At 65.7% G+C, this 22800-nt stretch carries 18 protein-coding genes and 2 tRNA genes; 11 read left to right on the top strand and 9 right to left on the bottom strand.

From position 1 onward, the window contains the following. Positions 1 to 98: 98 nt before the first annotated feature. The 4 genes from Q0C57_RS06270 to Q0C57_RS06255 all read left to right on the top strand — a co-directional run bounded on the left by Q0C57_RS06270 (position 99) and on the right by Q0C57_RS06255 (position 4590). Positions 99 to 1124, top strand: coding sequence for an amino acid ABC transporter substrate-binding protein (locus tag Q0C57_RS06270; protein WP_296573644.1), 1026 nt, complete (start codon positions 99 to 101; stop codon positions 1122 to 1124). A gap of 127 nt (positions 1125 to 1251) precedes the next feature. Continuing rightward, the gene (locus Q0C57_RS06265) at positions 1252 to 2454 is read left to right on the top strand and encodes an amino acid ABC transporter permease (RefSeq protein WP_296573639.1); all 1203 of its coding nucleotides are present in this window, start codon (positions 1252 to 1254) and stop codon (positions 2452 to 2454) included. Between the two features lie 10 nt (positions 2455 to 2464). Beyond that, positions 2465 to 3778 (top strand): amino acid ABC transporter permease, encoded by a 1314-nt coding sequence (locus Q0C57_RS06260; RefSeq protein WP_296573636.1) that lies wholly within the window; start codon positions 2465 to 2467, stop codon positions 3776 to 3778. A 38-nt stretch (positions 3779 to 3816) separates the two neighbouring features. Then, positions 3817 to 4590 (top strand): amino acid ABC transporter ATP-binding protein, encoded by a 774-nt coding sequence (locus Q0C57_RS06255; protein ID WP_296573633.1) that lies wholly within the window; start codon positions 3817 to 3819, stop codon positions 4588 to 4590. A gap of 83 nt (positions 4591 to 4673) precedes the next feature. Here the strand turns inward: Q0C57_RS06255 and sseA are convergent, their stop codons facing one another. The 7 genes from sseA to Q0C57_RS06220 form a co-directional block, all read right to left on the bottom strand. After that, positions 4674 to 5531 carry a 3-mercaptopyruvate sulfurtransferase gene (gene sseA / locus Q0C57_RS06250; protein ID WP_296573631.1) on the bottom strand — a complete coding sequence of 286 codons (858 nt, stop codon included), beginning with the start codon at positions 5529 to 5531 and terminating at the stop codon, positions 4674 to 4676. Positions 5532 to 5544: 13 nt separating this feature from the next. Continuing rightward, positions 5545 to 6264, bottom strand: coding sequence for an alanyl-tRNA editing protein (locus Q0C57_RS06245; RefSeq protein WP_296573628.1), 720 nt, complete (start codon positions 6262 to 6264; stop codon positions 5545 to 5547). Continuing rightward, on the bottom strand, positions 6264 to 7304 hold the full coding sequence (locus Q0C57_RS06240) for a cysteine synthase A (protein ID WP_296573625.1): 1041 nt from the start codon (positions 7302 to 7304) through the stop codon (positions 6264 to 6266). The genes Q0C57_RS06245 and Q0C57_RS06240 overlap by 1 nt, the downstream gene beginning before the upstream one ends. A gap of 86 nt (positions 7305 to 7390) precedes the next feature. After that, positions 7391 to 8647 carry a cyclopropane-fatty-acyl-phospholipid synthase family protein gene (locus Q0C57_RS06235; RefSeq protein WP_296573622.1) on the bottom strand — a complete coding sequence of 419 codons (1257 nt, stop codon included), beginning with the start codon at positions 8645 to 8647 and terminating at the stop codon, positions 7391 to 7393. Positions 8648 to 8872: 225 nt separating this feature from the next. Then, a complete protein-coding gene (locus tag Q0C57_RS06230) occupies positions 8873 to 10321 on the bottom strand; it encodes a deoxyribodipyrimidine photo-lyase (protein WP_296573618.1) in 1449 nt (482 codons plus the stop codon). Positions 10322 to 10383: 62 nt separating this feature from the next. Then, positions 10384 to 11925, bottom strand: a complete 1542-nt coding sequence (locus Q0C57_RS06225) for an amidohydrolase family protein (protein WP_296573615.1) — start codon at positions 11923 to 11925, stop codon at positions 10384 to 10386. 158 nt (positions 11926 to 12083) lie between these two features. After that, positions 12084 to 12158: transfer RNA gene (locus Q0C57_RS06220), tRNA-Asn, on the bottom strand. Between the two features lie 90 nt (positions 12159 to 12248). On the opposite strand from Q0C57_RS06220, the gene Q0C57_RS06215 reads away from it, so the two are divergent. Beyond that, a complete protein-coding gene (locus Q0C57_RS06215) occupies positions 12249 to 12605 on the top strand; it encodes a hypothetical protein (protein WP_296573612.1) in 357 nt (118 codons plus the stop codon). Positions 12606 to 12626: 21 nt separating this feature from the next. On the opposite strand, the gene Q0C57_RS06210 is transcribed toward Q0C57_RS06215, so the two are convergent. Continuing rightward, a tRNA-Cys gene (locus Q0C57_RS06210) sits at positions 12627 to 12700 on the bottom strand. 182 nt (positions 12701 to 12882) lie between these two features. Here Q0C57_RS06210 and Q0C57_RS06205 point away from each other — a divergent pair. The 3 genes from Q0C57_RS06205 to Q0C57_RS06195 all read left to right on the top strand — a co-directional run bounded on the left by Q0C57_RS06205 (position 12883) and on the right by Q0C57_RS06195 (position 15932). Further along, the gene (locus Q0C57_RS06205) at positions 12883 to 13548 is read left to right on the top strand and encodes a protein-L-isoaspartate O-methyltransferase (RefSeq protein WP_296573611.1); all 666 of its coding nucleotides are present in this window, start codon (positions 12883 to 12885) and stop codon (positions 13546 to 13548) included. A 163-nt stretch (positions 13549 to 13711) separates the two neighbouring features. After that, on the top strand, positions 13712 to 15133 hold the full coding sequence (locus Q0C57_RS06200) for a TolC family outer membrane protein (RefSeq protein ID WP_296573608.1): 1422 nt from the start codon (positions 13712 to 13714) through the stop codon (positions 15131 to 15133). A gap of 166 nt (positions 15134 to 15299) precedes the next feature. Continuing rightward, positions 15300 to 15932, top strand: a complete 633-nt coding sequence (locus Q0C57_RS06195; RefSeq protein ID WP_296573606.1) for a PopZ family protein — start codon at positions 15300 to 15302, stop codon at positions 15930 to 15932. Between the two features lie 6 nt (positions 15933 to 15938). On the opposite strand, the gene Q0C57_RS06190 is transcribed toward Q0C57_RS06195, so the two are convergent. Further along, positions 15939 to 17153 (bottom strand): MFS transporter, encoded by a 1215-nt coding sequence (locus Q0C57_RS06190; RefSeq protein ID WP_296573605.1) that lies wholly within the window; start codon positions 17151 to 17153, stop codon positions 15939 to 15941. Between the two features lie 124 nt (positions 17154 to 17277). Here Q0C57_RS06190 and Q0C57_RS06185 point away from each other — a divergent pair, with 124 nt between their 5' ends. The 3 genes from Q0C57_RS06185 to Q0C57_RS06175 all read left to right on the top strand — a co-directional run bounded on the left by Q0C57_RS06185 (position 17278) and on the right by Q0C57_RS06175 (position 22787). After that, on the top strand, positions 17278 to 19962 hold the full coding sequence (locus Q0C57_RS06185) for a valine--tRNA ligase (protein WP_296573603.1): 2685 nt from the start codon (positions 17278 to 17280) through the stop codon (positions 19960 to 19962). A gap of 298 nt (positions 19963 to 20260) precedes the next feature. Then, positions 20261 to 21988 carry a dihydroxy-acid dehydratase gene (gene ilvD / locus Q0C57_RS06180; RefSeq protein WP_296573600.1) on the top strand — a complete coding sequence of 576 codons (1728 nt, stop codon included), beginning with the start codon at positions 20261 to 20263 and terminating at the stop codon, positions 21986 to 21988. A gap of 10 nt (positions 21989 to 21998) precedes the next feature. Next, positions 21999 to 22787 (top strand): tetratricopeptide repeat protein, encoded by a 789-nt coding sequence (locus Q0C57_RS06175; protein ID WP_296573597.1) that lies wholly within the window; start codon positions 21999 to 22001, stop codon positions 22785 to 22787. The last annotated feature ends 13 nt before the right edge of the window (positions 22788 to 22800 follow it).

Genomic DNA, 22800 nt, shown 5'->3' with positions numbered 1-22800 from the left:
GCGGTGTCTTCGGGGTCAACGTCCCCGACGACGGTGCCTTTTGGGTGCCCGCAAAGGACAACAAATCGACCACATTCAGAGTGGGAAAGGCTGCCACCATGAAACGTATCGTCTCCACCCTTGCGCTTGGAGCAGCACTGGGCTTCAGCGCCACGGCCGCCCTGGCCCAGGCGCCCTCGACGCTTCGCAACATCCAGAACAAGGGCTTCGTGCAGTGCGGCGTCAGCCAGGGCCTCGCCGGTTTCTCCCAGCCAGACAGCGCCGGCAACTGGACCGGGCTCGACGTCGATTTCTGCCGTGCCCTCGCCGCGGCCATCTTCAACGATCCCTCGAAGGTTCGCTTCTCGCCGCTCTCGGCCAAAGACCGCTTCACCGCCCTTCAGTCGGGCGAAGTGGATGTTCTCTCGCGCAACTCGACCTGGACGATCCAGCGAGACACGTCGCTCGGATTGAACTTTGCCGGCATCAACTATTACGACGGCCAAGGCTTCCTGGTCCGCAAGTCGCTCAACGTGAAGAGCGCCCGCGAACTCTCCGGCGCCTCGGTCTGCGTGCAGACCGGCACCACCACGGAACTGAACGTCGCCGACTTCTTCCGCGCTAACAATCTGAAGTACGAGCCGGTGGTCTTCGCCACCGCAGACGAGACGATCAAGGCCTACGATTCCGGACGTTGCGACGTCTTCACGACCGATGCGTCGGGCCTCTATGCCGAGCGCGTCAAGCTCGCTAAGCCGGATGACCACGTGGTCCTGCCCGAGATCATCTCGAAAGAGCCGCTGGGTCCGGTGGTCCGCCACGGCGATGATCAGTGGTTCGACCTCGTGAAGTGGACCCATTTCGCCATGATCACGGCGGAGGAACTCAACATCACCAAGGCCAATCTCGATCAGATGTTGCAGTCGACCAATCCCGAGATCCGCCGCGTACTTGGCGTCGAGGGCAATTTTGGCGAGGCTCTTGGCCTCAGCCGTGACTGGGTCGTCCGCATCGTGCGTCATGTCGGCAACTATGCCGAGATTTTCGACCGCAATGTCGGCCCCTCGACCCGCCTCGGCATCTCGCGCGGCCTCAACGCCCTGTGGACCAAAGGGGGCCTCCAGTACGCGCCGCCTATCCGCTGAGCGCGCTTAAAAAAACGGCGCCTAGCGACTAGACACGATCATCGTCCCGGGTCCACGATCCGGGACGGTCCTCCGGCGAAGACAACCGCTTTCCACTGAGAAGGCACTCGCCGGGCCAGAGCAGGGGATGGCGAACATGACGGACGGCACATTGCCGGCTCGCGCGACCGATGCGCCCAAAGTGGCGTTTTTCAACGATCCCAAGACGCGAAGCCTGATCTTCCAGGGGCTCGCGCTCGCTCTGCTGGTCTTCGTCATTTTCACCGCGGTCACCAATGCCGTGACCAACCTGCGCAACCAGAATATTGCCGGCGGTTTCGGCTTTCTCGATCAGACCGCCGGTTTCGGTATCTCGCAGACGCCGATCCCCTGGTCGGAATCGATGTCTTACGGGCGGGCCTTCCTGATCGGCCTGCTGAACACGCTCCTGGTGGCGATCGTCGGCATCTTCTTTGCGACCCTGCTCGGCTTCGTCGTCGGCGTCGCCCGGCTTTCGCCGAACTGGGTGATCTCGAAGATCGCCTATTGGTATGTCGAGGTGATCCGCAACCTGCCGCTGCTGTTCCAGATTCTGTTCTGGTACCTTGCGGTGCTTGCCTCGATGCCGACACCGCGCAATTCGCACTCGCTTTTCGGCCTGTTTTTCGCCAACCAGCGCGGCATTACCGTGCCACGCCCGATCTTCGAAACCGGTTCCGGCTCTATCGGGATCGCCCTCGTCATCGGCATTGTCGCGGCTTTCGCGGTGCGGTCCTGGGCCTTCAAGCGGCAGGCGGCTACGGGGCAGCAATTCCCGGTCGCGGCGAGCATGGCTGGTCTGATCCTCGGATTGCCGATCCTCGCCTATGTCGTCGCCGGCATGCCGGTATCCTTCGACTATGCCCAACAGGGACGCTTCAATCTGACCGGCGGCATGACGCTGATCCCGGAATTCGTCGCCCTGACGCTGGCGCTGGTGGCCTATACCGCCGCCTTCATCGGCGAGATCGTGCGCGCCGGAATCCAGGCGGTGAGCTATGGCCAGACCGAAGCTGGCCGCTCGCTGGGCCTTCCCGAGGGCCGCATCCTCAATCTCGTCGTCGTGCCGCAGGCGCTGCGGGTGATCATTCCCCCGCTCACCAGCCAATATCTGAACCTTGCAAAGAACTCGTCGCTGGCCGTCGGCATCGGCTATCCCGACATGGTTTCCGTCGGCGGCACGATCCTCAACCAGACCGGTCAGGCGATCGAGATCATCGCCATGTGGATGGGCTGCTACCTGACGATCTCGATCGTCACCTCCATCTTCATGAACTGGTACAACCAGCGCATCGCGCTGGTGGAACGGTGAGGGCGCAGCCATGACCACGTCCTTCACGCGCTCCGACCTGCTTCTGCCGCTGCCGCCGCCGGCGAGCCTCGTCGGTCCCTGGGGTTGGGCGCGCGCCAACCTGTTCTCCAGCCCGTTGCAGGCCCTGCTGACACTGGTCGGCGGCTATATCGCGGTTTTGGCGATCTGGACCTTCGTCGATTTCACCGTTATCCGCGCCGTCTGGACCGGTGCCGACCGCGATGCGTGTCTGGACGACAAGGTCGGGCGTTCCGTCGGCGCCTGCTGGCCCTTCGTCTGGGCCAAATTCGGCCAGTTCATGTACGGGTTTTACCCCGTGGAGGAGCGCTGGCGGGTCAATCTGACCTACGGCGCTGCGATCGCCCTGCTGGTTCCGCTGCTCATCCCGTCGGTACCGCAGAAGCCGCTGAACGCCGTCCTCTTCTTTGGCGCCTTCCCGATCCTGGCGTTCAACCTCCTTTATGGTGGTTCCATCATCAATCCTTGGCTCAGCGTCGGCGGCTGGCTGGCAATCCTTGGCGGCCTTGCGCTCGTCGCCGGCTATCTGATGAGCCGTGTCGAGGGCCCCCCCAATGTCGTGTTCCTTCAATGGGGCGGTGCTGCGATCGCCGTCGGCACCCTCCTTCTGCTGCTGGTGCGCACCGGCCTTTTCGCAGATCCCGCGCTCCCGATCGTCGAGACGCGGCAATGGGGCGGGCTGCTTGTCACCCTGGTGGTGGCGACCACTGGCATCGTCGCCGCACTGCCGATCGGCGTCGCCCTGGCGCTCGGCCGACGCTCGAAGATGCCGATCATTCGCTTGCTGTCGGTGGCGGTGATCGAACTGGTGCGCGGCGTGCCGCTGATCACAGTGCTGTTCTTCGCCACCTATATGCTGCCGCTCTTCCTGGAGCGCTCGCCCGACGCCATGGTACGCGTGCTGGTCGGCGTCTCGGTCTTCTCCGGGGCCTATATGGCCGAGACCATCCGCGGTGGCCTGCAGGCCATTCCGAAGGGCCAGTTCGAGGGGGCCATGGCCCTCGGGCTGAACTATCCGCGCATGATGAGCCTGATCGTCATGCCACAGGCGCTGAAGCTGGTGATCCCGGGGATCGTCAACGCCTTCATCGGCCTGTTCAAGGACACCACGCTGGTGTCCATCGTGGCGATCTTCGACCTGCTCGGCGGCATCAGGGCCGGCTTCACCGACCCGCAATGGGCCAGCCCTGTGACACTTTATACCGGCTTCGCTTTCGCGGGGATCATCTACTTTGCTTTCTGCTATTTCATGTCCCGCTACTCGATCTTCGTCGAGAACCGCCTCAACACCGGACGCCGCCGCTAAGAACGGCCCACCGTCAAACTGGATCCTAGGAGTTCTGAATGGCCAGTGCTTCCGTCGCGAAGATGCCGACCACGACCAACGAAATCGCCGTCTCCATTACCGGTATGCACAAGTGGTACGGCGAGTTCCACGTCCTGAAGGACATCAACCTCACCGTGCAGCGCGGTGAGCGCATCGTCATCTGCGGGCCCTCGGGCTCGGGCAAGTCGACCATGATCCGGTGCATCAACCGGCTGGAGGAACACCAGCAGGGCACCATTGTCGTTGACGGTATCGAATTGACCAACGACCTGAAGAAGATCGACGAGATCCGCCGCGAGGTCGGCATGGTGTTCCAGCACTTCAACCTCTTTCCGCACCTGACCATCCTCGAGAACTGCACGCTGGCGCCGATCTGGGTCAAGAAGATGCCCAAGAAGGATGCCGAGGAAGTGGCCATGCACTATCTCAAGCGCGTGCGCATTCCCGAGCAGGCGCTGAAATATCCCGGCCAGCTTTCGGGTGGCCAGCAGCAGCGCGTTGCCATCGCCCGCGCGCTCTGCATGAGCCCGAAGATCATGCTGTTCGACGAGCCGACCTCCGCCCTTGACCCGGAAATGGTCAAGGAGGTGCTGGACACGATGGTAGGCCTCGCCGAGGAGGGCATGACCATGCTCTGCGTCACCCACGAAATGGGTTTTGCCCGGCAGGTCGCGAACCGGGTGATCTTCATGGATTACGGGCAGATCATCGAGATGAACGAGCCGGCGCCGTTCTTCTCCAACCCGCAGCATGAACGCACCAAGCTCTTCCTCAGCCAGATCCTGCACTGAGGTGAAGGTATGACCCGATGGAGAAGGGCGCCATACGGCGCCCTTTTTTCGCGGGGTGTCGATTGCAGAAGTGGCTGGCCGGGTCAGGCCGGCCCGGTCGCCACCGGGCAGTCGTCGCGGGCGCCCCATTCGGCCCAGGAGCCGTCATAGAGCCCCGCCGGCTGCTTGCCGACCGCATCGATCGCCAGCCAGAGGATGGCTGCCGAGACGCCCGAACCGCAGGTGGTGATGACGGGCCGATCGAGATCGACCCCGTTCTGCGCGAAGACCTCGCGGATGCGCTCCTGCGAAACGAGGCGGCCGTTTTCGAGGAGGCCGGCGAAAGGCACGTTGAGGCTGCCCGGCATGTGGCCGGACTTCAGGCCGGCGCGCGGCTCCGGCGTCTCGCCGCGGAAGCGGTCGGCCGGGCGAGCGTCCACCACCTGGACCTTGCCGCTCGCCAGCGCCTTCTTGACGTCGCCGAGATCGGCGACGGCGCCGTGGTTCTGCCGGGCGGTGAGGTGGCGCGCCTCGCGTGGGCGGGCCGGTCCAGCTTCCAGGGCCCGGCCCTCCGCAACCCATTTCGGCAGGCCGCCGTCGAGAATGAAAACCCGCTCCACGCCGAAATTGCGGAACATCCACCAGACCCGCGGGGCGGAGAACAGGCCAAGACCGTCATAGATCAGCACAGATTTGCCGTCACCGATGCCGAGCTTGCGGCAGGCTGCGGAGAAGACCGTAGCCGGGGGCATCATGTGCGGCAGATCCGACTCGGCGTTCTTCACCGCGTCGATATCGAAACGCTGGGCGCCCGGAATATGCCCCGCCAGGAACTCTGCCTCCGCGTCGCGCTTCATGGTCGAGAGATAGTAGGACGCGTCGAGGATCACGAGGTCGGGAAAGTCGATATGGTTGGCGAGCCAATCGGTGGATCGCAGCCAGGACGAAGGAAGGGTGCTCACAGGGGTCGTCTCCTCATGCGAACACGACGCGCACGCGCCGGTTCAGCTTGCCCTTTTTTTCGATGGCCGAAACCGCCATCCGCCCGATCTCGCCAGTGCGGCGCACATGGGTGCCGCCGCAGGGCTGGAGATCGAGGCCGGCGATCTCGACCAGCCGCACCTTGCCAGAGCCCATCGGGGGCTTCACGGCCATGGTCTTGACCAGCCCGGAATTGGCTTCGAGTTCGGCATCGGTGATCCACCGGTCGGTCACGGCGGCATCCTGTCCGATCAGTTCGTTGAGCTTCTCAGTCAGGGTGTCGCGGTCGAGCCCGGATTCGGGGATGTCGAAATCGAGCCGGCTCTCTTCGGCGCCGATCGATCCGCCCGTTACCGGATAGGGCAGAACGACCGAGAGGAGATGCAGGCCCGTATGCATCCGCATGCGGGCGTGGCGCGTCGGCCAGTCGATCCGCGCCACGAGGCGCGTTCCCACGGCCGGAGGTGTCGCTCCGGGTGCGATGACGTGGATGATATCGCCCTTGGTGTCGCCGTAGACGGTTGTGGTGACGTCCAGCGCCGTCCCCGCGACCAGCAGCGAGCCATTGTCGCCAGGCTGGCCGCCGCCGGTCGGATAGAAGACGGTGCGGTCGAGTTCGACACCGAAGGCGCCGTTCTTTTCGGTGATGGCGGTGACTACCGCCTCGCACTCGGCGATGTAGGCATCGTCACGAAAAAGGAACTCAGTGGGCATCAGGTCACCGGCAGGAGGTCGACGAGGGGCAGGGCCGGCTGTTCGAGCAGCGCGGGAACGGCGAGCCCCTTGCTGCGCAGGAAGGTGGGGTCGTAGATCTTCGACGCATAGCGGAAGCCATAGTCGCAGAGAATGGTCACAATCGTGTGGCCGGGACCCATGTGGCGGGCAAGACGGATGGCCCCGGCCACATTGACGCCCGAGGAGGGGCCGACGCACAGGCCCTCGTGCTCGAGCAGGTCGAACATGACGGGGATCGCTTCGGTGTCGGGGATCTGGAAAGCGACGTCCACGGGAGCCCCGGCAATATTGGCCGTCACGCGGCCCTGGCCGATCCCCTCGCTGATGGAGGAGCCGCTGGATTTCAGTTCGCCGCTGGTGAACCAGGAGTACATCGCCGCGCCCATCGGATCGGCGCAGCCGATCGTCACGGCCGATGATCGGTCCTTCAGGGCCATGGCAGTGCCGGCGAGCGTACCGCCCGATCCGATGGCGCAGATGAAGCCGTCGATCCGGCCCCCCGTATCGCGCCAGATTTCCGGCCCGGTGGTTTCGACATGGGCCAGGCGGTTCGCGACATTGTCGAACTGGTTGGCCCAGAAGGCGCCGTCGGCATTCTCCCGCGCCAGCCGTTCGGCGACCCGTGCCGAAACCTTCACGAAATTGTTCGGATCGGCATAGGGCACCGCGGGGACCTCGATGAGACGCGCGCCAAGCTGGCGCAGGGTGTCCTTCTTCTCCTTCGACTGGGTCTCCGGAATAACGATGACACAGGCGAGCCCCAGGGCCCGGCCAACCATGGCGAGGCCGATGCCGGTATTGCCCGCCGTCCCTTCGACGATGGTGCCGCCAGAGCGTACCAAGCCCTTGTTCATGGCGTCGCGAACGAGATAGAGCGCCGCCCGATCCTTGACGGACTGTCCGGGGTTCATGAACTCGGCCTTGCCGAGGATGGTGCAGCCAGTCGCCTCGCTCGCCCGCGCGAGGCGGATGAGCGGCGTGTTGCCGATAGCGTCGACGACATTGGCTGCAAAGGACATGCGCAGGCTCCGCTCCCGGCGGGGACGCTATCCGAGCGCCGCCTGCCGCTCAACCCCGCGCCTGGTCGCCCGGGCGCCGGCCAGGCTCAGTCGCGGCGATAGACCATCTGCTTGACGTCGATGCCGCCGGTCCGGAAACCGGCCTCGCAATAGCAGAGGTAATAGAGCCACATCCGGCGAAAGCGCTCGTCGAAACCGAGCGGAACGAGGCCCGTCCACGCCGTGGTGAAGCTGCCGGCCCAGGCGTTGAGGGTGCGGGCGTAGTCCTGTCCGAAGCCCAGTTCGCTTTCGATTTTCAGGCCGCTCCGCCGGGGCAGGTCGCGCATGTGGGTCGGCGTCGGCAGCATGCCGCCCGGAAAGATATAGGCCCGGATGAAGTCGATCTCGCGGACATAGTCGCTGAAATAGGCCTCGTCGATGGTAATCACCTGCAGCCCGGCGCGGCCACCCGGCCGCAGGCAGCCCGCGACCTTGTCGAAATAGGTCTGCCAGTATTCCTTGCCGACCGCCTCGAACATCTCGATCGAGGCGACGGCATCGTAGCGACCGCGCTCGTCGCGGTAATCCTGCAGCTTGATGGTAACGCGGTCGGCGAGGCCGGCTTCCGCCATCCGCCGCGTCGCATGCGTGAACTGCTCCTCCGACAGGGTTAGGCCAGTGACATGCGCGCCAAACTCGCGGGCTGCGACCTCGGCAAACCCGCCCCAGCCACAGCCGATTTCGAGGACGTGATCGCCTGGCTTGAGCACGAGGTCGCGCGCAAGACGGCGATATTTGGCGAGTTGGGCCTCGTGCAGCGTCTCGTCGCCGCGTTCGAAAAGCGCCGATGAATAGGTCAGGGAGGGGTCAAGCCATTCCCGGTAGAAGGCATTGCCGAGGTCGTAATGGGCCGCAATGTTGCGCTTGGCCTGGGTGCGGGTGTTGCGGTTGCGCCAGTGCCGGTAGCGCTGGAGCACACGCGCGACCGGATTGAAGCGGGTGAGGTTGCGGACCGCCTCCATGTTGAAGGCGAAGAAGTGAAGGAATCCCGAGAGGTCAGGCGTGTCCCACTCGCCGCGGATATAGGCCTCGGCGAAGCCGACATCCCCGTCCAGGATGAGCCGGCGCGCGAATTTCAGGTCGTGCACGACCATCTCGGCGCTCGGTCCGGCGTCCGCGCCGCGGAAGAGCAGCCGCCGCCCGTCTGGCAGGCGCAGCGTCAGCTGGCCGTAGCGAATCTTCAGGGGATAGCCGAGAGCCAGGCGCATCAGCGAGGGCAAACCCGCCGTGGCGCGGCGCAGGCTCTCCTTGGTAACCTCGATGGTTTCGGCGAAACGGGCGGAGGGCCGGCTGGTCATGCTCATCGGGACGACGCTCTTCCGTTCATTCGGAATGTTTCGAGGGCGCAGGACACCGGCGATCTCGCGGACCGTTCCACACCAAGCGGACAAGCCGCTTGGTCGATCCGCACGGGAGGTCGATCTCTGGCGTCATTGCTAGACTAGGCAATTTCTTCAATCCTTCAATGCCGCTGGGGTTCCCATGTCGGGAATGCGGAAGGGGCAGGGGGAAAGTCCAGGACAAGGCGCTCATGCGGCGGAGGGGTCGCGGATTTCGGCCAGGGCATCGAGGGCCCGCCGGCGCGCCGCGTCGTGATCAACCACCGGGTGCGGATAGGTTTCGCCGAGGCGGATCCCGGCCTTTGCGAGGACGGGCTCAGGCGCCTCCCAAGGTGCATGGATCGCATCCTTCGGCAATGCGGCGAGTTCGGGCACCCAGCGCCGGACGTAGTTGCCGTGCGGATCGAATTTCTGACCCTGAAGCATCGGGTTGAAGATGCGGAAATAGGGCGCCGCGTCGGCGCCCGAACCGGCGACCCATTGCCAGCTCGCGGGATTGTTGGCGACGTCGGCGTCGACCAAAGTGTCCCAGAACCAGCGTTCGCCGGCGCGCCAGTCGATGAGCAGGTGCTTTACCAGAAAAGAGGCGACGACCATGCGGACCCGGTTGTGCATCCAGCCGGTCTGCCAGAGCTGGCGCATGCCGGCATCGACCAAAGGGTAGCCGGTGCGGCCGCGCCGCCAGGCCGCCAGAGCCGCCGCGTCGTCCCGCCACGGAAACCCGTCGAAACGTGGCTGGAAATTGGTCTCGGCGAGGTCCGGAAAGTGGAAGAGAAGATGATAGGCGAATTCCCGCCAGCCAATCTCCGCGAGGAATTTCGTCAGGTCCCGGCTGCCGTCGAGGCCTGCCGCCATATGGGCCTGGCGCCAGATCTGCACCGGGGAGATCTCGCCGAAGCGCAGATGCGGTGACAGCCGCGAGGTGGACGGCCGGTCCGGTCGGTCACGGGCCTCGGCATAGCCCCCGAGCGCCCCAACAAGGAAGGCGGCGAGGGCGGTCTGGGCGCCGGCCTCGCCGGGCGTCCAGGCCTCGGGAAAGCCGCTGGCCCAGTTGGGCTTCGTCGGCTCCAGGTCCCAGGATGCCAGATCTTCGCTCGCCAGGCCGCCGTTGAACGGAGCGAGGGCGGTCGGCCTGCGCAAGGGCTCACGGATGTCGCCCAGGCGTTGATGCGCACGCCAGAAGGGCGAGAACACCTTCATCGGATCTCCCGCGCCGGATTTTACCTCCCAGGGCTCGCGCAGAAGATTTCCCGGCAGGCTCGCCACCGCGATGCCGCGCGCGGCGAGTTCCGCCTTCAGCGCCGTGTCGACGGCGATGCCGCCGGCATCGTAGCGCCGGTTCCAAAACACCGTCCTTGCGCCGCTGGCCGCGATCACGGCGGCCATGACCTCCGAAGCGGCTCCCGATCGCAGAATGAGGCGCTGGCCCATGCTCCGCAGGGCTTCGTCGAGGGCGCGCAGGCTGCCGGCCAGCCACCAGCGTGCGGCGGCCCCGAGGGGGCGCTGCCGTTGGCCAGGATCCTCGCGGATGTAGAGACAGATCACCGGTGCGCCTGAAGCCGCCGCCCGCGCGAGCGCCGGATGGTCCGCCAGACGGAGGTCATCCCGAAACCAGACGATGGCAGGAGCTTGCGACATGAACGCCTTACGGGTGCCCGGCGCAGCCGGTTCACCAGCGGGATGGTGAATTCGTCAGGGTCTCAGATCCGCGAACTCGTCCGGTAAAACGGCTCGTGGCGTGCGGGATCGATATAGTCGGCATAGAAGCGCCTCACATGGGGCAGCAGCGCCTTGGAGAGCACCCGGCGCTCGACCTCGTCGTCGGCCAGCGCCTTGGCGAGATCGTCGTGCAGAGCCTTCAAGGCCGCATCGCGGTCGACGCGGGTGAAGCGGCCATCGGTATAGATGATCTCGCCGTCGCACATGACCGTCCGTATTGCCGCGGGCTTGGCACGCTGGACCAGCGCGTCGATGACCGGCGTTTCCGCATCGAGATAGGGGTAGGCGACAGCATTCCAGTCGTAGAGGACGAGATCTGCGGCCTTGCCGACCTCGAGCGCGCCGATGGTGGCGCCATAGGGCGTCGTGGCGGCACCGCCTGTCGTGGCCATGCGCAGGACCTGCGGGACGGTCGGCACCTCGGTCTCGTCCATGCCGGGCACCCGGTGGGTCCGCAGAACCATGCGCAGTTCCTGCAGCATGTCGCGGTCGTCGTTGATGCCTGCTTCGTCGATGCCGATGGCGGTACGGATGCCGCGCGCCTCGAACGCGTTGAGTGCTGCGACGCCTGACCGCAGGCGGAAATTCGACGAGCAGTTATGGCAAATGCAGGCGCCGGCCGCGGCGACGCGGTCGAGATCGCTTTCGCTGAGCCACACGCCATGGCCGATGGTCAGGCGCTCGTTGACGAGGCCAAACCGGTCGATGTGTTCGAGGGCCGTGCCGCCGCTCCGGCGGCGCGCATATTCCTTCTGATAGGCGGTCTCGACCAGATGCATGTGCAGCGGGGCTGCATGTTTAGCCCCCATGTCGGCCAGCGCCGCGAGGGCCCTGTCCGAGCACCAGTGCAGATTGGCGGGGGCAAGCTGGATGCGGACGCGGCGCTTGCCGGCGTGGCGGGCGAGCAACGTCTCGAACAGCCCCATGACCTCGTCGAGGCTGGTGCGGAACCGGTCGAAATAGCGCTTCATCGGATCGCGCAGGGGCGCCGGCAGGGAGGCGACAAGCTCATCGTCGGCCCGGTAAACGAGCCGGTTCTGGTCTCGCACCGAATAGCAGTAGGACAGGCGCATGCCGATGTCCTCATAGGCACGGATCACCTCAGAGCACTTGGCGTCGACCTCGGGGAGGGTGCCCGGCAAGAGGCTCTGGATGTGCTGAACAGTGGTGACGCCCGAGCCGACCATCTCGAAAGCGGAATAGAGCGTGTCGAGGTAGAGATCGAGATTGCGGATCACCATCCGCGTGATGAACCACAGTTCCAGCGGCATATCGGGCGAGCCGAGCTGGACCGGAGTGAGACCGACATGGTGATGGGCGTTGACGAAGCCTGGCAGCATGACCTCCGTCCCGGTGCCAACCACCGCGACGGTGGGATGGCGGGCCTGAAGCGCGTCGAACCGGTCCACGGCGACAATGACGCCGTCCTCCTGGAGCACGGCGCCGTCGTCCATCCCATGGCAGGCGAAGCGGTGGGCGACACCCGTGATCAGGCTGCGGCTGCGGATGATGGATGTGGTCATGGTGATTCCTGTCGCACACGGGCGGCGGCAGGCGACCATCCCCGATCGCGCCGCGCAAGACTGCCGCTGCGGCCGTAAGTCTCACCACACGCCGGACGGGGCCTTGGCCGGACACAAAAAACCTCCGGGGCGCATGGGCGCTCCGGAGGTTTTTGAATTGGCTCCCCGGGCCGGATTCGAACCAGCGACCAACCGGTTAACAGCCGGTTGCTCTACCACTGAGCTACCGAGGATCACGTGCTCGTCGTGAGAGCGGCGCGAATAACACAGGTGCTTCGTCATTGCCAAGGGCCAATCGTCGCCGGGTATCATTTTGATCGGCCTTGCCATTGATCCGCCGGCTTGCCGGGGCCATCACTGCCGAGATGGAAACCGTCACCACGCCCGATCGCCAAACCATCCGTCCCGATGCAGCCCGTCCGCCGGTCTCGGCCGTGGTCTTTGGTCGGCGCTTCCGGTTGCCGCGCACGCGTCTGCGACGGCAGGTACTCGGCTGGTCTTTCATCGCCGGCGGGATGTTCAGTTTCCTTCCCATCCTCGGCGCCTGGATGTTCCCCGTCGGTTTCGTGATTCTCTCCGTCGACAGCGCCCGCATGCGCCGCTCGCGGCGACGGCTGACAATCAAAATCGGTCGCCGCTGGCCGCGGGTGAACGCGGCGTTGCGTCCCGCAAAGAGCTGAGTGGACGTGACGAGAAGGGGGTGGAGGCCTCGCCCGGAATCGAACCGGGGTGCAAGGATTTGCAGTCCTCTGCGTAACCACTCCGCCACGAGGCCATCCCGTCATCACCGGCCAAGCCGATGCGGAGTAGTTTCGCTCTAGCATGGGGGCAGGGGGCTCGCAACAACCCAGGGCCGAAGTCAGGCGCCTTGCGTTTCTGGCTGTACCACCGGTAAACACGACCCGACGAGACGGCCTGCCGGCATCGTGGCGGTGTGGCGATCGAGGGATTGAGCCCATGATGGATTTTGCCAGGGCGCGCCGCACCATGGTCGACACCCAGATCCGGGTCAATGATGTGACAGACAGCCGCATCGTCGATGCGCTGATGGCCGTTCCGCGGGAGAACTTCGTCCCCGACGCGCTGCGCCCGCTCGCCTATCTGGACGACGACCTCGCCGTGAAGGGCGAGACTGGAAGCCGCACGGCGCGCTATCTGGTGGAGCCGATGGTTCTGGCGCGCATGATCCAGGCGGCAGAGATCGGTCCGGCCGACAGGGTCCTCGATGTGGGCGCAGCCACCGGCTATTCCAGCGCAGTCCTGGGGCGGATCGCCGGTTCGGTCGTCGCGCTGGAGGAGGACGGCGACCTGGTTGCGCAGGCCCGCCAGGCGCTTGGCGGCGAATCGCAGGTCGTGGTCGTCGAGGCAGGGCTCGGTGCGGGGGCGCCGGATCGCGCCCCGTTCGACGTCATTCTCCTGCAGGGTGCCGCCGAACTGGTCCCGCAGAGCCTCCTCGCGCAACTGGCCGAGGGCGGTCGCCTCGTGGCGATCGTTGGCACGGGACGGGCTGCGAAATGCTTGGTTCATGTCAGGATCGGGCAGGAGTTCAGCATCAGGCCGGCTTTTGACGCCGCGATTCCCCTGCTGCCGGGCTTTGCGGCGCCGCGCGGTTTCGTCTTCTGACATCGCGACAGGTGTTGCCGACTTGTCCCACCGGGACAGTGAAGCGTGGACTAGACCGCCTGAAGGGGTTTCCTCAGCCCGCGGTTTTCATTAACCCTTGGGTCCATAGCCCGGAGGTCATGGCGGATCGCTCCGGGTTGGCGCCAAATAGCAGGTGTTGTCCATGACCGGAGCCACGATGTTTCGTGCGCGCTCCGCGACGGTAGTGTCCGTTGCGCTCGCTTCCATTGTCTTTGCCGCTCCGGCCGTACGGGCCCAGTCCATCGAGCACACGCTCGTCCAGGCCTATCGCAACAATCCCGACCTGAATGCTGCCCGTGCAGGCGTGAGGGTGGCGAATGAAGGCGTTCCCGCGGCGCTTTCGGGCTATCGCCCCTCCGTGAATGCGACGATCACCGCCGCCGGGCAGTATACCGAATCGAGCGTCGGCCCTTCGGCCTATCTCGGAACGGGTCCGGGGTCGGCGCGCACCGTCCGGTCACTGCCCCGGGCGGCGACTCTGTCGGTCACCCAGCCGCTGTTCGACGGGAACCGCACCACCAATTCGGTTCGACAGGCCGACCAGAACGTTCTGGCGGCGCGCGAAACCCTGCGGAACACCGAACAGACTGTCCTCCTCGCCTCGGCCACTGCCCATATGAACGTCCTGCGCGAGCAGGCGGTCCTCGACCTGCGGCGCCGCAATGTCGAGGTTCTGCGTGAACAGCTGCGCGCCACCCGTGACCGATTCAATGTCGGCGAAGTGACGCGCACCGACGTGGCGCTGGCGGAATCGGCGCTGCAGGCGGCTATTGCGGTTGCCACCGGCGCTGAAGCCGATCTCGCCAATGCGCGTTCCGTCTACATGCAGCAGGTGGGCGTCCAGCCGGCCCGTCTCACGCCGGCCCGTACGATCGAACGGCTGCTGCCGCGCAATCTCGATGCCGCCGTCATCGCCGGTCAGAGTGAGCATCCGGCCATTCGCGGCGCCCGCCACGGCGCGGATGCGCAGTTGCTGCAGGTCCGGATCGCCGAGTCGGCCCTCTACCCGACGCTCGGCCTGTCGGCGAGCCTGACCCGCGCCGCGGAGCAGTCCGCCTCCAGCGGCCAGTCGCTGTCGGCGGCCGTCGGCATGACTCTGACCATTCCGATCTTTGCGAATGGAGGCCGGGACTACGCGGCCATCCGGGCGGCCAAGGAGACCTATGGTCAGCGCCGCATCCAGATCGAGACGGCGGCGGCGAGCGTCCGGCAGGCTGTCACCCAGTCCTGGGCCGCGCTCGAAGCATCGCGCGCGCAGATCCAGGCGGCCGAGGTGCAGGTGCGGTCGCAGGACATCGCCGTCAATGGAATCCGCGAGGAATACAAGGTCGGCCAGCGCACCATCATCGACGTTCTGAACGCCACCCAGACCCTGACGGAAGCCCGTGTCGCGCTGGTCCGTGCCCAGCGTGACCGGGTCGTTCTGTCCTATTCGGTCCTTGCCGCCATGGGTCGGCTCAACGGCAGCCGGCTGGCGCTGCGCACCGAGATCTTCGATCCCACCACCCATTACAATCAGGTCCGCGACCAGTGGATCGGCGTTCGCACGCCGGACGGTCGCTGATCCGGCCTGTGGCCGCGCCGACTTTGGCTGTGGATCGGCGAGCCGCGCGTTGGCTACAGATGCTGCGGCGGTGCATAGTCGTCGGTGTTGATTCGGAAGCGATTCGGCCTTTGGGCCATTTTTTGCCCTTCGCTTCTGATGCGTGCGACGGTTGAGGTGGGCGGGGATGTCACAGGCGGCCAAGGCGAACGAACCGTCGATGGAGGAAATCCTGGCGTCGATCCGCCGGATCATCGCTGACGACGAGCCTGCCAAGGCGCCGGCTGCCAAGGCTGCGCCGCCACCCCCGCCCCCGGCGCCCGAACCGGCGGCCGAGGAAGCACCGAAGTCCCAGGACGACATCGACGCGCTGCTCGCCGGATTCGATGCCATGGACGAGGAGCCGGAACCCCCGCCGCCGCCTCCCCCGGCCCCGCCGAAGGCGGCGCCGCCGGAGCCCGACATTTTCGAGCTGAGCAAGGCTGACGCTGTTCCCGAGCGCATGGGCATCATCAAGCCGATCTCCCAGCGGGCCGACCTCGACTTCATCGATTCCCCGCCGGCCCCGGAGCGCTACGCTCCGCCGCCTCCCATGGCGGCATCGGCGCTGCTCTCGGCCGAGGCCAACGCCGCCGTCGGCGCCGCTTTCGGTTCCCTGGCGAGTTCCATGATGGTTGGTGGAAACCGCACCATCGAGGATCTGCTGCGTGACATGCTGCGCCCGATGCTGAAGACCTGGCTCGATGACAACCTGCCGCAACTCGTCGAAAGGCTGGTGCGGGCCGAGATCGAGCGCGTGTCGCGCGGTCCCGGTCGCTGACCGGGCTCAAGCCTTCTGCAAGGACTGCAGCCGCGCGCGGAAAACCAGCGCCATGACCGGCGTCAGCGCCGCCGCGATCAGGAAGATCGGCTCGGGGCCAAAACGGTCGAACATCACGCTGGTGCAGAGGACGCCGAGCGTCTGACCGGCGAAGAAGCAGAAGGCGAAGGTGGCGATGGACGCGCCGCGGGCGTCCGGATTGATCTGTGTCGCCATGATCTGCAGCGCGTTGTGAAACAGCGCGAAGGCGGCGCCGCACAGTACGATCGCCACACCCACGAGCCAGAGCCATGGCGAGAGCGCGATGACCACGAAGCTCAGGCTGAAAGCTCCACCCGCCAGGACGAGGAGGCTCGCCTGGGAGAACCGCGCCAGCAGCATCGGCGCAAAGGACGAATAGGCGACGGCGCCGACAGCCGACAGCGCCGTCATGATGCCGATGACCGTGAAGCTCACGTCGAACTTGTCGTGAAGATGGGCGCCGACGAAGGTGAAGGCACCGATATAGAGCACCGCTTCCACCGTCACCGTCGCCAGCACGAGCCGGCCGAGCGGGCTGCGGACGCTAGCGAGGATCTGGCGGAAGGAGCCGGCGAGGCCGCCGCTGGGTACCGCTGTGCGGCGCGACAGGACCGGATTGCTGCGCAACTGGATGGTGAGCGTCAGACCGGCGGCGATCATGAAGCCCCCCACCATGACGAAGGCCGCCGGCCAGCCGAAGGCATCGGCGAGCAGGCCGCCCACGGCCTGGCCGCTGATGGCGCCAGAGCTCATGAAAATCATGTAGCGGGCCAGCACCGCCTGTCTCTGGGCCAGCGGTATCGTGTCGCCGATGAAGGCCAGGCAGTTGGGAATGATGGCAGCGCCCGTCAGGCCCGCCAGGAATCGAAACAGGGCGATCTGCTCCAGCGAGGTTGCGAAGGCGCAGGCGAGGGTGAAAAGCCCGCAGAGCGTGGCCCCGAGGGCGATCATGCGCACCTTGCCATAGCGGTCGCCGAGCGGGCCGGTGACCAACTGGAAGCCGCCATAGGCGAGGCCGTAGGCGGTGACGACGATGGCCGCGGCGCCGGGCGTGGTCTGGAAGGCGTCGGCCAGCTTCGGCAGCAGCGGATCGCAGAAGCGCAGGCCCGCCGAGGAGGCGAAGGAGGCTGACCCCAGGAGGAACAGGGCCCGCCACGGCACGGCATCGGGAGGCGGCACATCGGCGGCGTGCTGGGTCATCGACAGCCTATGTGCCCTGTTTCCGCAATGCGGCAAGTGACGGCTTCGCATGGCAGAAATGTTGACTTCTCGGTCCGGGCGCGGCTTTGGTGCGCTCCCATCGCTGGAACGCCGCCGGACCGTCATGCTCGAGAAGACCTATTCACCCAAGGATATCGAGGCCCGTATCGCGGCCGCATGGGACAAGGCCGAGGCCTTCAGGGCCGGGAGGCCCGACCGCGCGGGCGCCGAAACCTATGCGATCATGATCCCGCCGCCGAACGTCACGGGCTCGCTGCATATGGGCCACGCCCTGAACAACACGCTGCAGGACGTGCTGTGCCGCTACGAGCGCATGCGCGGCAAGGACGTGCTGTGGCAGCCAGGGACGGACCATGCCGGCATCGCGACCCAGCTCGTGGTGTCGCGCCAACTCGCCGAGAAGCAGATCCACATGCGCGATCTCGGCCGCGAGAAGTTCATCGAGAAGGTCTGGGAATGGAAGGCCGAGAGCGGCGGCACGATCGTCAACCAGTTGAAGCGTCTCGGTGCCTCCTGCGACTGGTCGCGCGAGCGTTTCACCATGGGCGTGCATGGCGAGGCTTCCGATCAGATGGTCCGCGCCGTCACCAAGGTCTTCGTCGACCTGCACAAGGCGGGGCTGATCTATCGTGACAATCGTCTGGTGAACTGGGACCCGGAATTCCGTTCGGCCATCTCGGACCTCGAGGTCGATTCCCTCGAGGTGAAGGGCCACCTCTGGCATTTCCAATATCCGCTCAAGGACGACCCGACCCAGTTCATCACGGTGGCAACGACACGGCCCGAGACCATGCTCGGCGACACGGCGGTCGCCGTTCATCCCGATGACGAGCGCTATCGGCATCTCATCGGCAAGACGGTGGTGCTGCCGCTGGTCGGCCGGCAAATCCCCATCGTCGGTGATACCTATTCCGATCCTGAGAAGGGATCGGGTGCGGTGAAGATCACGCCCGCTCACGACTTCAACGACTTCGAGGTCGGCAAGCGGCACGACCTGCCGCTCATCAACATCTTCGATGCCTCGGCGGTGGTGAACGAGAACGCTCCCGAGGCCTATCGCGGCCTGCCGCGTTTCGAGGCGCGCAAGAAGGTGGTGGCGGACCTTGAGGCGCTCGGGCTGGTCGCGAAGATCGAGCCGCATACCCATATGGTTCCGCATGCCCAGCGCGGCGGCGCCGTGGTCGAGCCCTGGCTGACCGAGCAGTGGTATGTCGACGCCGCAACGCTCGCAAAGCCGGCTCTCGAGGCAGTGCGCCGGGGCGAGACGCGCTTCGTGCCGGAGCGTTTCGCCGGCGATTACTTCCGCTGGCTTGAGAACATCCAGCCGTGGTGCATCTCGCGGCAGCTCTGGTGGGGCCACCAGATTCCCGCCTGGTATGCCGAGGATGGCGCGGTCTTCGTGGCCTCCACCGAAGCGGAGGCCCAGGCTCAGGCGGACGCGCATTTCGGCCGGGCAGGGGTGGCGCTGACCCGCGACCCCGATGTGCTTGATACCTGGTTCTCGTCCGGACTGTGGCCCTTCTCGACACTGGGCTGGCCCGACGGGACGCCGGAACTGAGGCGTTTCTATCCGGGTTCGACCCTCGTCACCGGCTTCGACATCATCTTCTTCTGGGTGGCCCGCATGATGATGCTGGGTCTCCATTTCATGGGGGACAAGCCCTTCTCTGATGTGGTCATCCACGGCCTCGTGCGTGACGACAAGGGTCGCAAGATGTCGAAAACGCTCGGCAATGTGGTCGATCCTCTCGGCCTCATCGACGAGTTCGGCGCCGATGCGCTGCGTTTTGCACTGGTGGCCCAGGCCAGCCAGGGGTCCGATGTCAAGTTCGCGCGTTCGCGCGTCGAGGGCTACCGCAACTTTGCGACCAAGCTCTGGAATGCCGCACGTTTTGCCGAGATGAACGAATGCCAGCGCGTGGCAGGCTTCGACCCTGCCGCCGTGAAGACGACGCTGGCCAAATGGATCGTCGGGGAGACCGCGAAGGCGGTGGCCGAGACCGAGGCGGCGATCCAGGCCTATCGGTACAATGAAGCCGCTGGCGCCACCTACCGTTTCGTCTGGAACATCTTCTGCGACTGGTTCCTCGAATTCGCCAAGCCGGTCTTCACCGGCAGCGACGAGGCCGCCAAGGCCGAGGTGCGGGCCGCCACCGCCTGGACCCTCGATCAGATCCTGACGCTGCTGCACCCGTTCATGCCCTTCATCACCGAGGAATTGTGGGCCTTGACGGGGGAGACGGGCCCCGCGCGCGCGGACGTCCTGGCACTCAGCCCCTGGCCGCAGCTCGACGGGCTCGCCGACGAGGCGGCGGAGGCGGAAATCGGCTGGCTGGTCGATGCGATCACCGCCATCCGCTCCGTCCGCGCCGAGATGAATATCGCGCCGGGCACACAGGTGCCACTGGTCCTGCTGTCGCCGTCGGAGAAGACACAATCTCTCTCAGCGCGTTATGGTGATCTTCTCAACCGTCTTGCGAGGTTGTCCGGCATCACGGCCGCCGCCGAGGCCCCGCAGGGCTCCGTGCAGATCGTCGTGCGCGGCGAGACCCTCGCCCTGCCGATGGCCGGACTGATCGACGTCGCTGCCGAGCGCGCCCGCCTTGCCAAGGCGCTGAAGGAGGCGGAGAGCGACATCGTGCGCTGCGATGCGAAGCTCACCAATGCCAATTTCATGGCGCGGGCCGCCGAAGACGTGGTGGCCGAACAGCACGAGAAGCGCGCCGAGGCGGCGGAGCGGCGCAAGAGCGTCGAGGCCGCGTTGCAGAGACTTGCAGCGCTCGGCTGAACTCGCGACAGGGCGGCTCTTTCGCCTGGTGTCGCATCGGACAGATCGGCGTGCACAGCACGCCGGCCTTTTTCGTGTCCTTTTGGCAACAGACTGGAACGGCTCGCATCGGCGCGATCCGTTCACCATGTTTTGCCGCAATCCCGCCACAGGCCGAAGCGCAAAAAATTAGCGGTAAATGTCCCGTTCCCGCTTTGGCGTGGAACCTTCCCATGGCCGCCGCGTCAATGACCCCTGCATTTCGTTTTCAGTGTTCGCCCAGCGTCCCGTCCACTCAATTTCATGCGGGAGTTGTGCGATGAGCGGCCCCACTTTCGACAAGTCCAAGCTGCCCAGCCGGCACGTGACGGAGGGCCCATCGCGGGCGCCGCACCGGTCCTATCTCTATGCGATGGGGCTGACGACCAAGCAGATCCACCAGCCCTTCGTCGGCGTCGCCACCTGCTGGAACGAGGCGGCACCCTGCAACATTGCCCTGATGCGTCAGGCGCAGGCGGTCAAGAAGGGCGTTGAATCCGCCCAGGGTACGCCGCGGGAATTCTGCACCATCACCGTCACCGATGGCATCGCCATGGGCCATGCCGGGATGAAGTCATCGCTGCCATCCCGCGAGATCATCGCGGACTCGGTCGAACTGTCGATGCGTGGCCATGCCTATGATGCCCTGGTCGGCCTTGCCGGCTGCGACAAGTCGCTGCCCGGTATGATGATGGCCATGGTGCGCCTCAACGTGCCCTCGATCTTCATCTACGGCGGTTCGATCCTGCCGGGTACATTCCGGGGCCGTCAGGTGACGGTCCAGGACCTGTTCGAGGCAGTCGGCCAGCATTCGGTCGGAGCCATGTCCGACGCCGATCTCGACGAGCTGGAGCGGGTGGGTGCCCCTTCGGCTGGCGCCTGCGGCGCCCAGTTCACGGCCAACACCATGGCGACCGTGTCGGAAGCCATCGGCCTGGCCTTGCCCTATTCGGCCGGCGCGCCGGCGCCCTACGACATTCGCGACGCCTTCTGCTACGCGGCGGGCGAGAAGGTCATGGAACTCATTGCCCGGCGGATCCGGCCGCGCGACATCGTTACCCGCAAGGCGCTGGAAAATGCCGCGACTGTTGTCGCCGCGTCGGGCGGCTCCACCAATGCGGCCCTTCATCTGCCGGCCATGGCGCATGAATGCGGCATCAAGTTCGATCTTTTCGATGTCGCCGAGATCTTCAAGAAGACGCCCTATATCGCCGACCTGAAGCCGGGCGGGAAATATGTCGCCAAGGATCTGTTCGAGGCCGGCGGCATTCCGCTGCTGATGAAGGCGCTGCTCGACGGCGGCTATCTGCACGGTGACTGCATGACCGTGACCGGCCGGACCATGGCCGAGAACCTGGCTTCGGTGAAGTGGAACCCTGACCAGGATGTCGTCTATCCGACGACGAAGCCCATCACCAAGACCGGCGGCGTTGTCGGCCTCAGGGGCAACCTGGCGCCGGACGGGGCGATCGTGAAGGTCGCCGGCATGAAGAAGCTGAAGTTCAAGGGGCCGGCGCGCTGCTTCGACCGCGAGGAAGAGTGCTTCAAGGCGGTGACCGACCGCACCATCCGCGAAGGTGAGGTCATCGTCATTCGCTATGAGGGCCCGAAGGGTGGACCGGGCATGCGCGAGATGCTCGCGACCACAGCCGCGCTTTACGGCCAGGGCATGGGCGACAAGGTCGCGCTCATCACCGATGGCCGTTTCTCGGGTGCGACGCGCGGCTTCTGCATCGGCCATGTCGGGCCTGAGGCGCAGGTCGGCGGCCCTATCGCGCTGCTGCGCGACGGCGACATGATCGAAATCGATGCCGTCAAGGGAACGCTCAAAGTTCGCCTTACGGCCGCCGAAATGCGGGCGCGTAAGAAGGAATGGACCGGTCCGAAACCGACGGAATACGGCTCGGGCGCCATCTGGAAATTTGCCCAGCAGGTCGGACCTGCGGTTGACGGCGCGGTGACCCACCCGGGCGGCGTCGGGGAAAAGCACGTCTATGCGGATATCTGATCGTCTCAGCGTGCATGTCGTCCTGGTGGCGACGGTCATGGCGGCGGCTCTGCCGACGGGCGGCGCGTGGGCGTTCGACGGCCAGCCTGCAGGCGATGCCCGCTCCGCTCTCGACGCCTTCCGCGCCTATGGCCGGGCCCTGCGCGATGGCCGGACCGCCGAGGCCGTAACGGCGCTGCAATATGCCGCGAGCGGCGGCCATGCGGCCTCCGCCTGGCGCCTCGGCCGGATGTATATGGAAGGAGAGGGTGTCGCCCGGTCCGACCTGAAGGCATTCGAGACCTTCCGCCAGATCACCATGACGCGGCGCGAGGAGGGACCGAACTCCCCCGATGCGCGGTTCATCTCCTCCGCTTTCGTTGCCATGGGCAATTATCTGGTCGAAGGCATCCCCAACACCTATGTCCGGCCCGATCCGGGCAAGGCCGTCGAACTCTATTTTTACGCCGCCTCCACCTACGGCGATGCCGATGGCCAGTTCCGCCTCGGGCGCATGCTGCTCGAGGGCAAGGGCGCCCCTCGCGATCCGCGTCAGGCCGCCCGCTGGCTGCAACTCGCAGCCCAGAAGAGCCATCACCAGGCACAGGCGGTCCTCGGTCACATGCTGTTCACCGGCCGCGATGTGCCGCGGGCCGCGCCGCGCGGACTGATGTTCCTGACGCTCGCCAAGGAATCGGCGAGCGAGAACGAGCCGTGGATCAGCGAAATGTACGAGGAGGCCATGCGGCAGGCCTCCGACGACGAGCGCAGTGTGGCGCTGCGCATGGTCGAGTCCTGGATCAAGACCGTCCGGCGGTGACGGAGGCCCGGCG

Origin of the sequence: Phreatobacter sp., from assembly GCF_022843985.1 — a bacterium.
Taxonomy (GTDB): domain Bacteria; phylum Pseudomonadota; class Alphaproteobacteria; order Rhizobiales; family Phreatobacteraceae; genus Phreatobacter.
The sequence above is the reverse complement of the archived record's forward strand: the minus strand, read 5'-3'. Positions and strand labels throughout refer to the sequence as shown.

Excerpts from the sequence above, each read along its gene's own strand:
- Q0C57_RS06205 (WP_296573611.1), top strand. The coding sequence starts at position 12,883 with ATGATGGATTTTGCCAGGGCGCGCCGCACCATGGTCGACACCCAGATC.
- Q0C57_RS06270 (WP_296573644.1), top strand. The coding sequence starts at position 99 with ATGAAACGTATCGTCTCCACCCTTGCGCTTGGAGCAGCACTGGGCTTC.
- Q0C57_RS06190 (WP_296573605.1), bottom strand. The coding sequence starts at position 17,153 with ATGACCCAGCACGCCGCCGATGTGCCGCCTCCCGATGCCGTGCCGTGG.
- ilvD (WP_296573600.1), top strand. The coding sequence starts at position 20,261 with ATGAGCGGCCCCACTTTCGACAAGTCCAAGCTGCCCAGCCGGCACGTG.
- Q0C57_RS06240 (WP_296573625.1), bottom strand. The coding sequence starts at position 7,304 with ATGTCCTTTGCAGCCAATGTCGTCGACGCTATCGGCAACACGCCGCTC.
- Q0C57_RS06265 (WP_296573639.1), top strand. The coding sequence starts at position 1,252 with ATGGCGAACATGACGGACGGCACATTGCCGGCTCGCGCGACCGATGCG.
- Q0C57_RS06195 (WP_296573606.1), top strand. The coding sequence starts at position 15,300 with ATGTCACAGGCGGCCAAGGCGAACGAACCGTCGATGGAGGAAATCCTG.
- Q0C57_RS06185 (WP_296573603.1), top strand. The coding sequence starts at position 17,278 with ATGCTCGAGAAGACCTATTCACCCAAGGATATCGAGGCCCGTATCGCG.
- Q0C57_RS06225 (WP_296573615.1), bottom strand. The coding sequence starts at position 11,925 with ATGACCACATCCATCATCCGCAGCCGCAGCCTGATCACGGGTGTCGCC.
- Q0C57_RS06230 (WP_296573618.1), bottom strand. The coding sequence starts at position 10,321 with ATGTCGCAAGCTCCTGCCATCGTCTGGTTTCGGGATGACCTCCGTCTG.
- Q0C57_RS06255 (WP_296573633.1), top strand. The coding sequence starts at position 3,817 with ATGGCCAGTGCTTCCGTCGCGAAGATGCCGACCACGACCAACGAAATC.
- Q0C57_RS06260 (WP_296573636.1), top strand. The coding sequence starts at position 2,465 with ATGACCACGTCCTTCACGCGCTCCGACCTGCTTCTGCCGCTGCCGCCG.
- Q0C57_RS06235 (WP_296573622.1), bottom strand. The coding sequence starts at position 8,647 with ATGAGCATGACCAGCCGGCCCTCCGCCCGTTTCGCCGAAACCATCGAG.
- Q0C57_RS06245 (WP_296573628.1), bottom strand. The coding sequence starts at position 6,264 with ATGCCCACTGAGTTCCTTTTTCGTGACGATGCCTACATCGCCGAGTGC.
- Q0C57_RS06200 (WP_296573608.1), top strand. The coding sequence starts at position 13,712 with ATGACCGGAGCCACGATGTTTCGTGCGCGCTCCGCGACGGTAGTGTCC.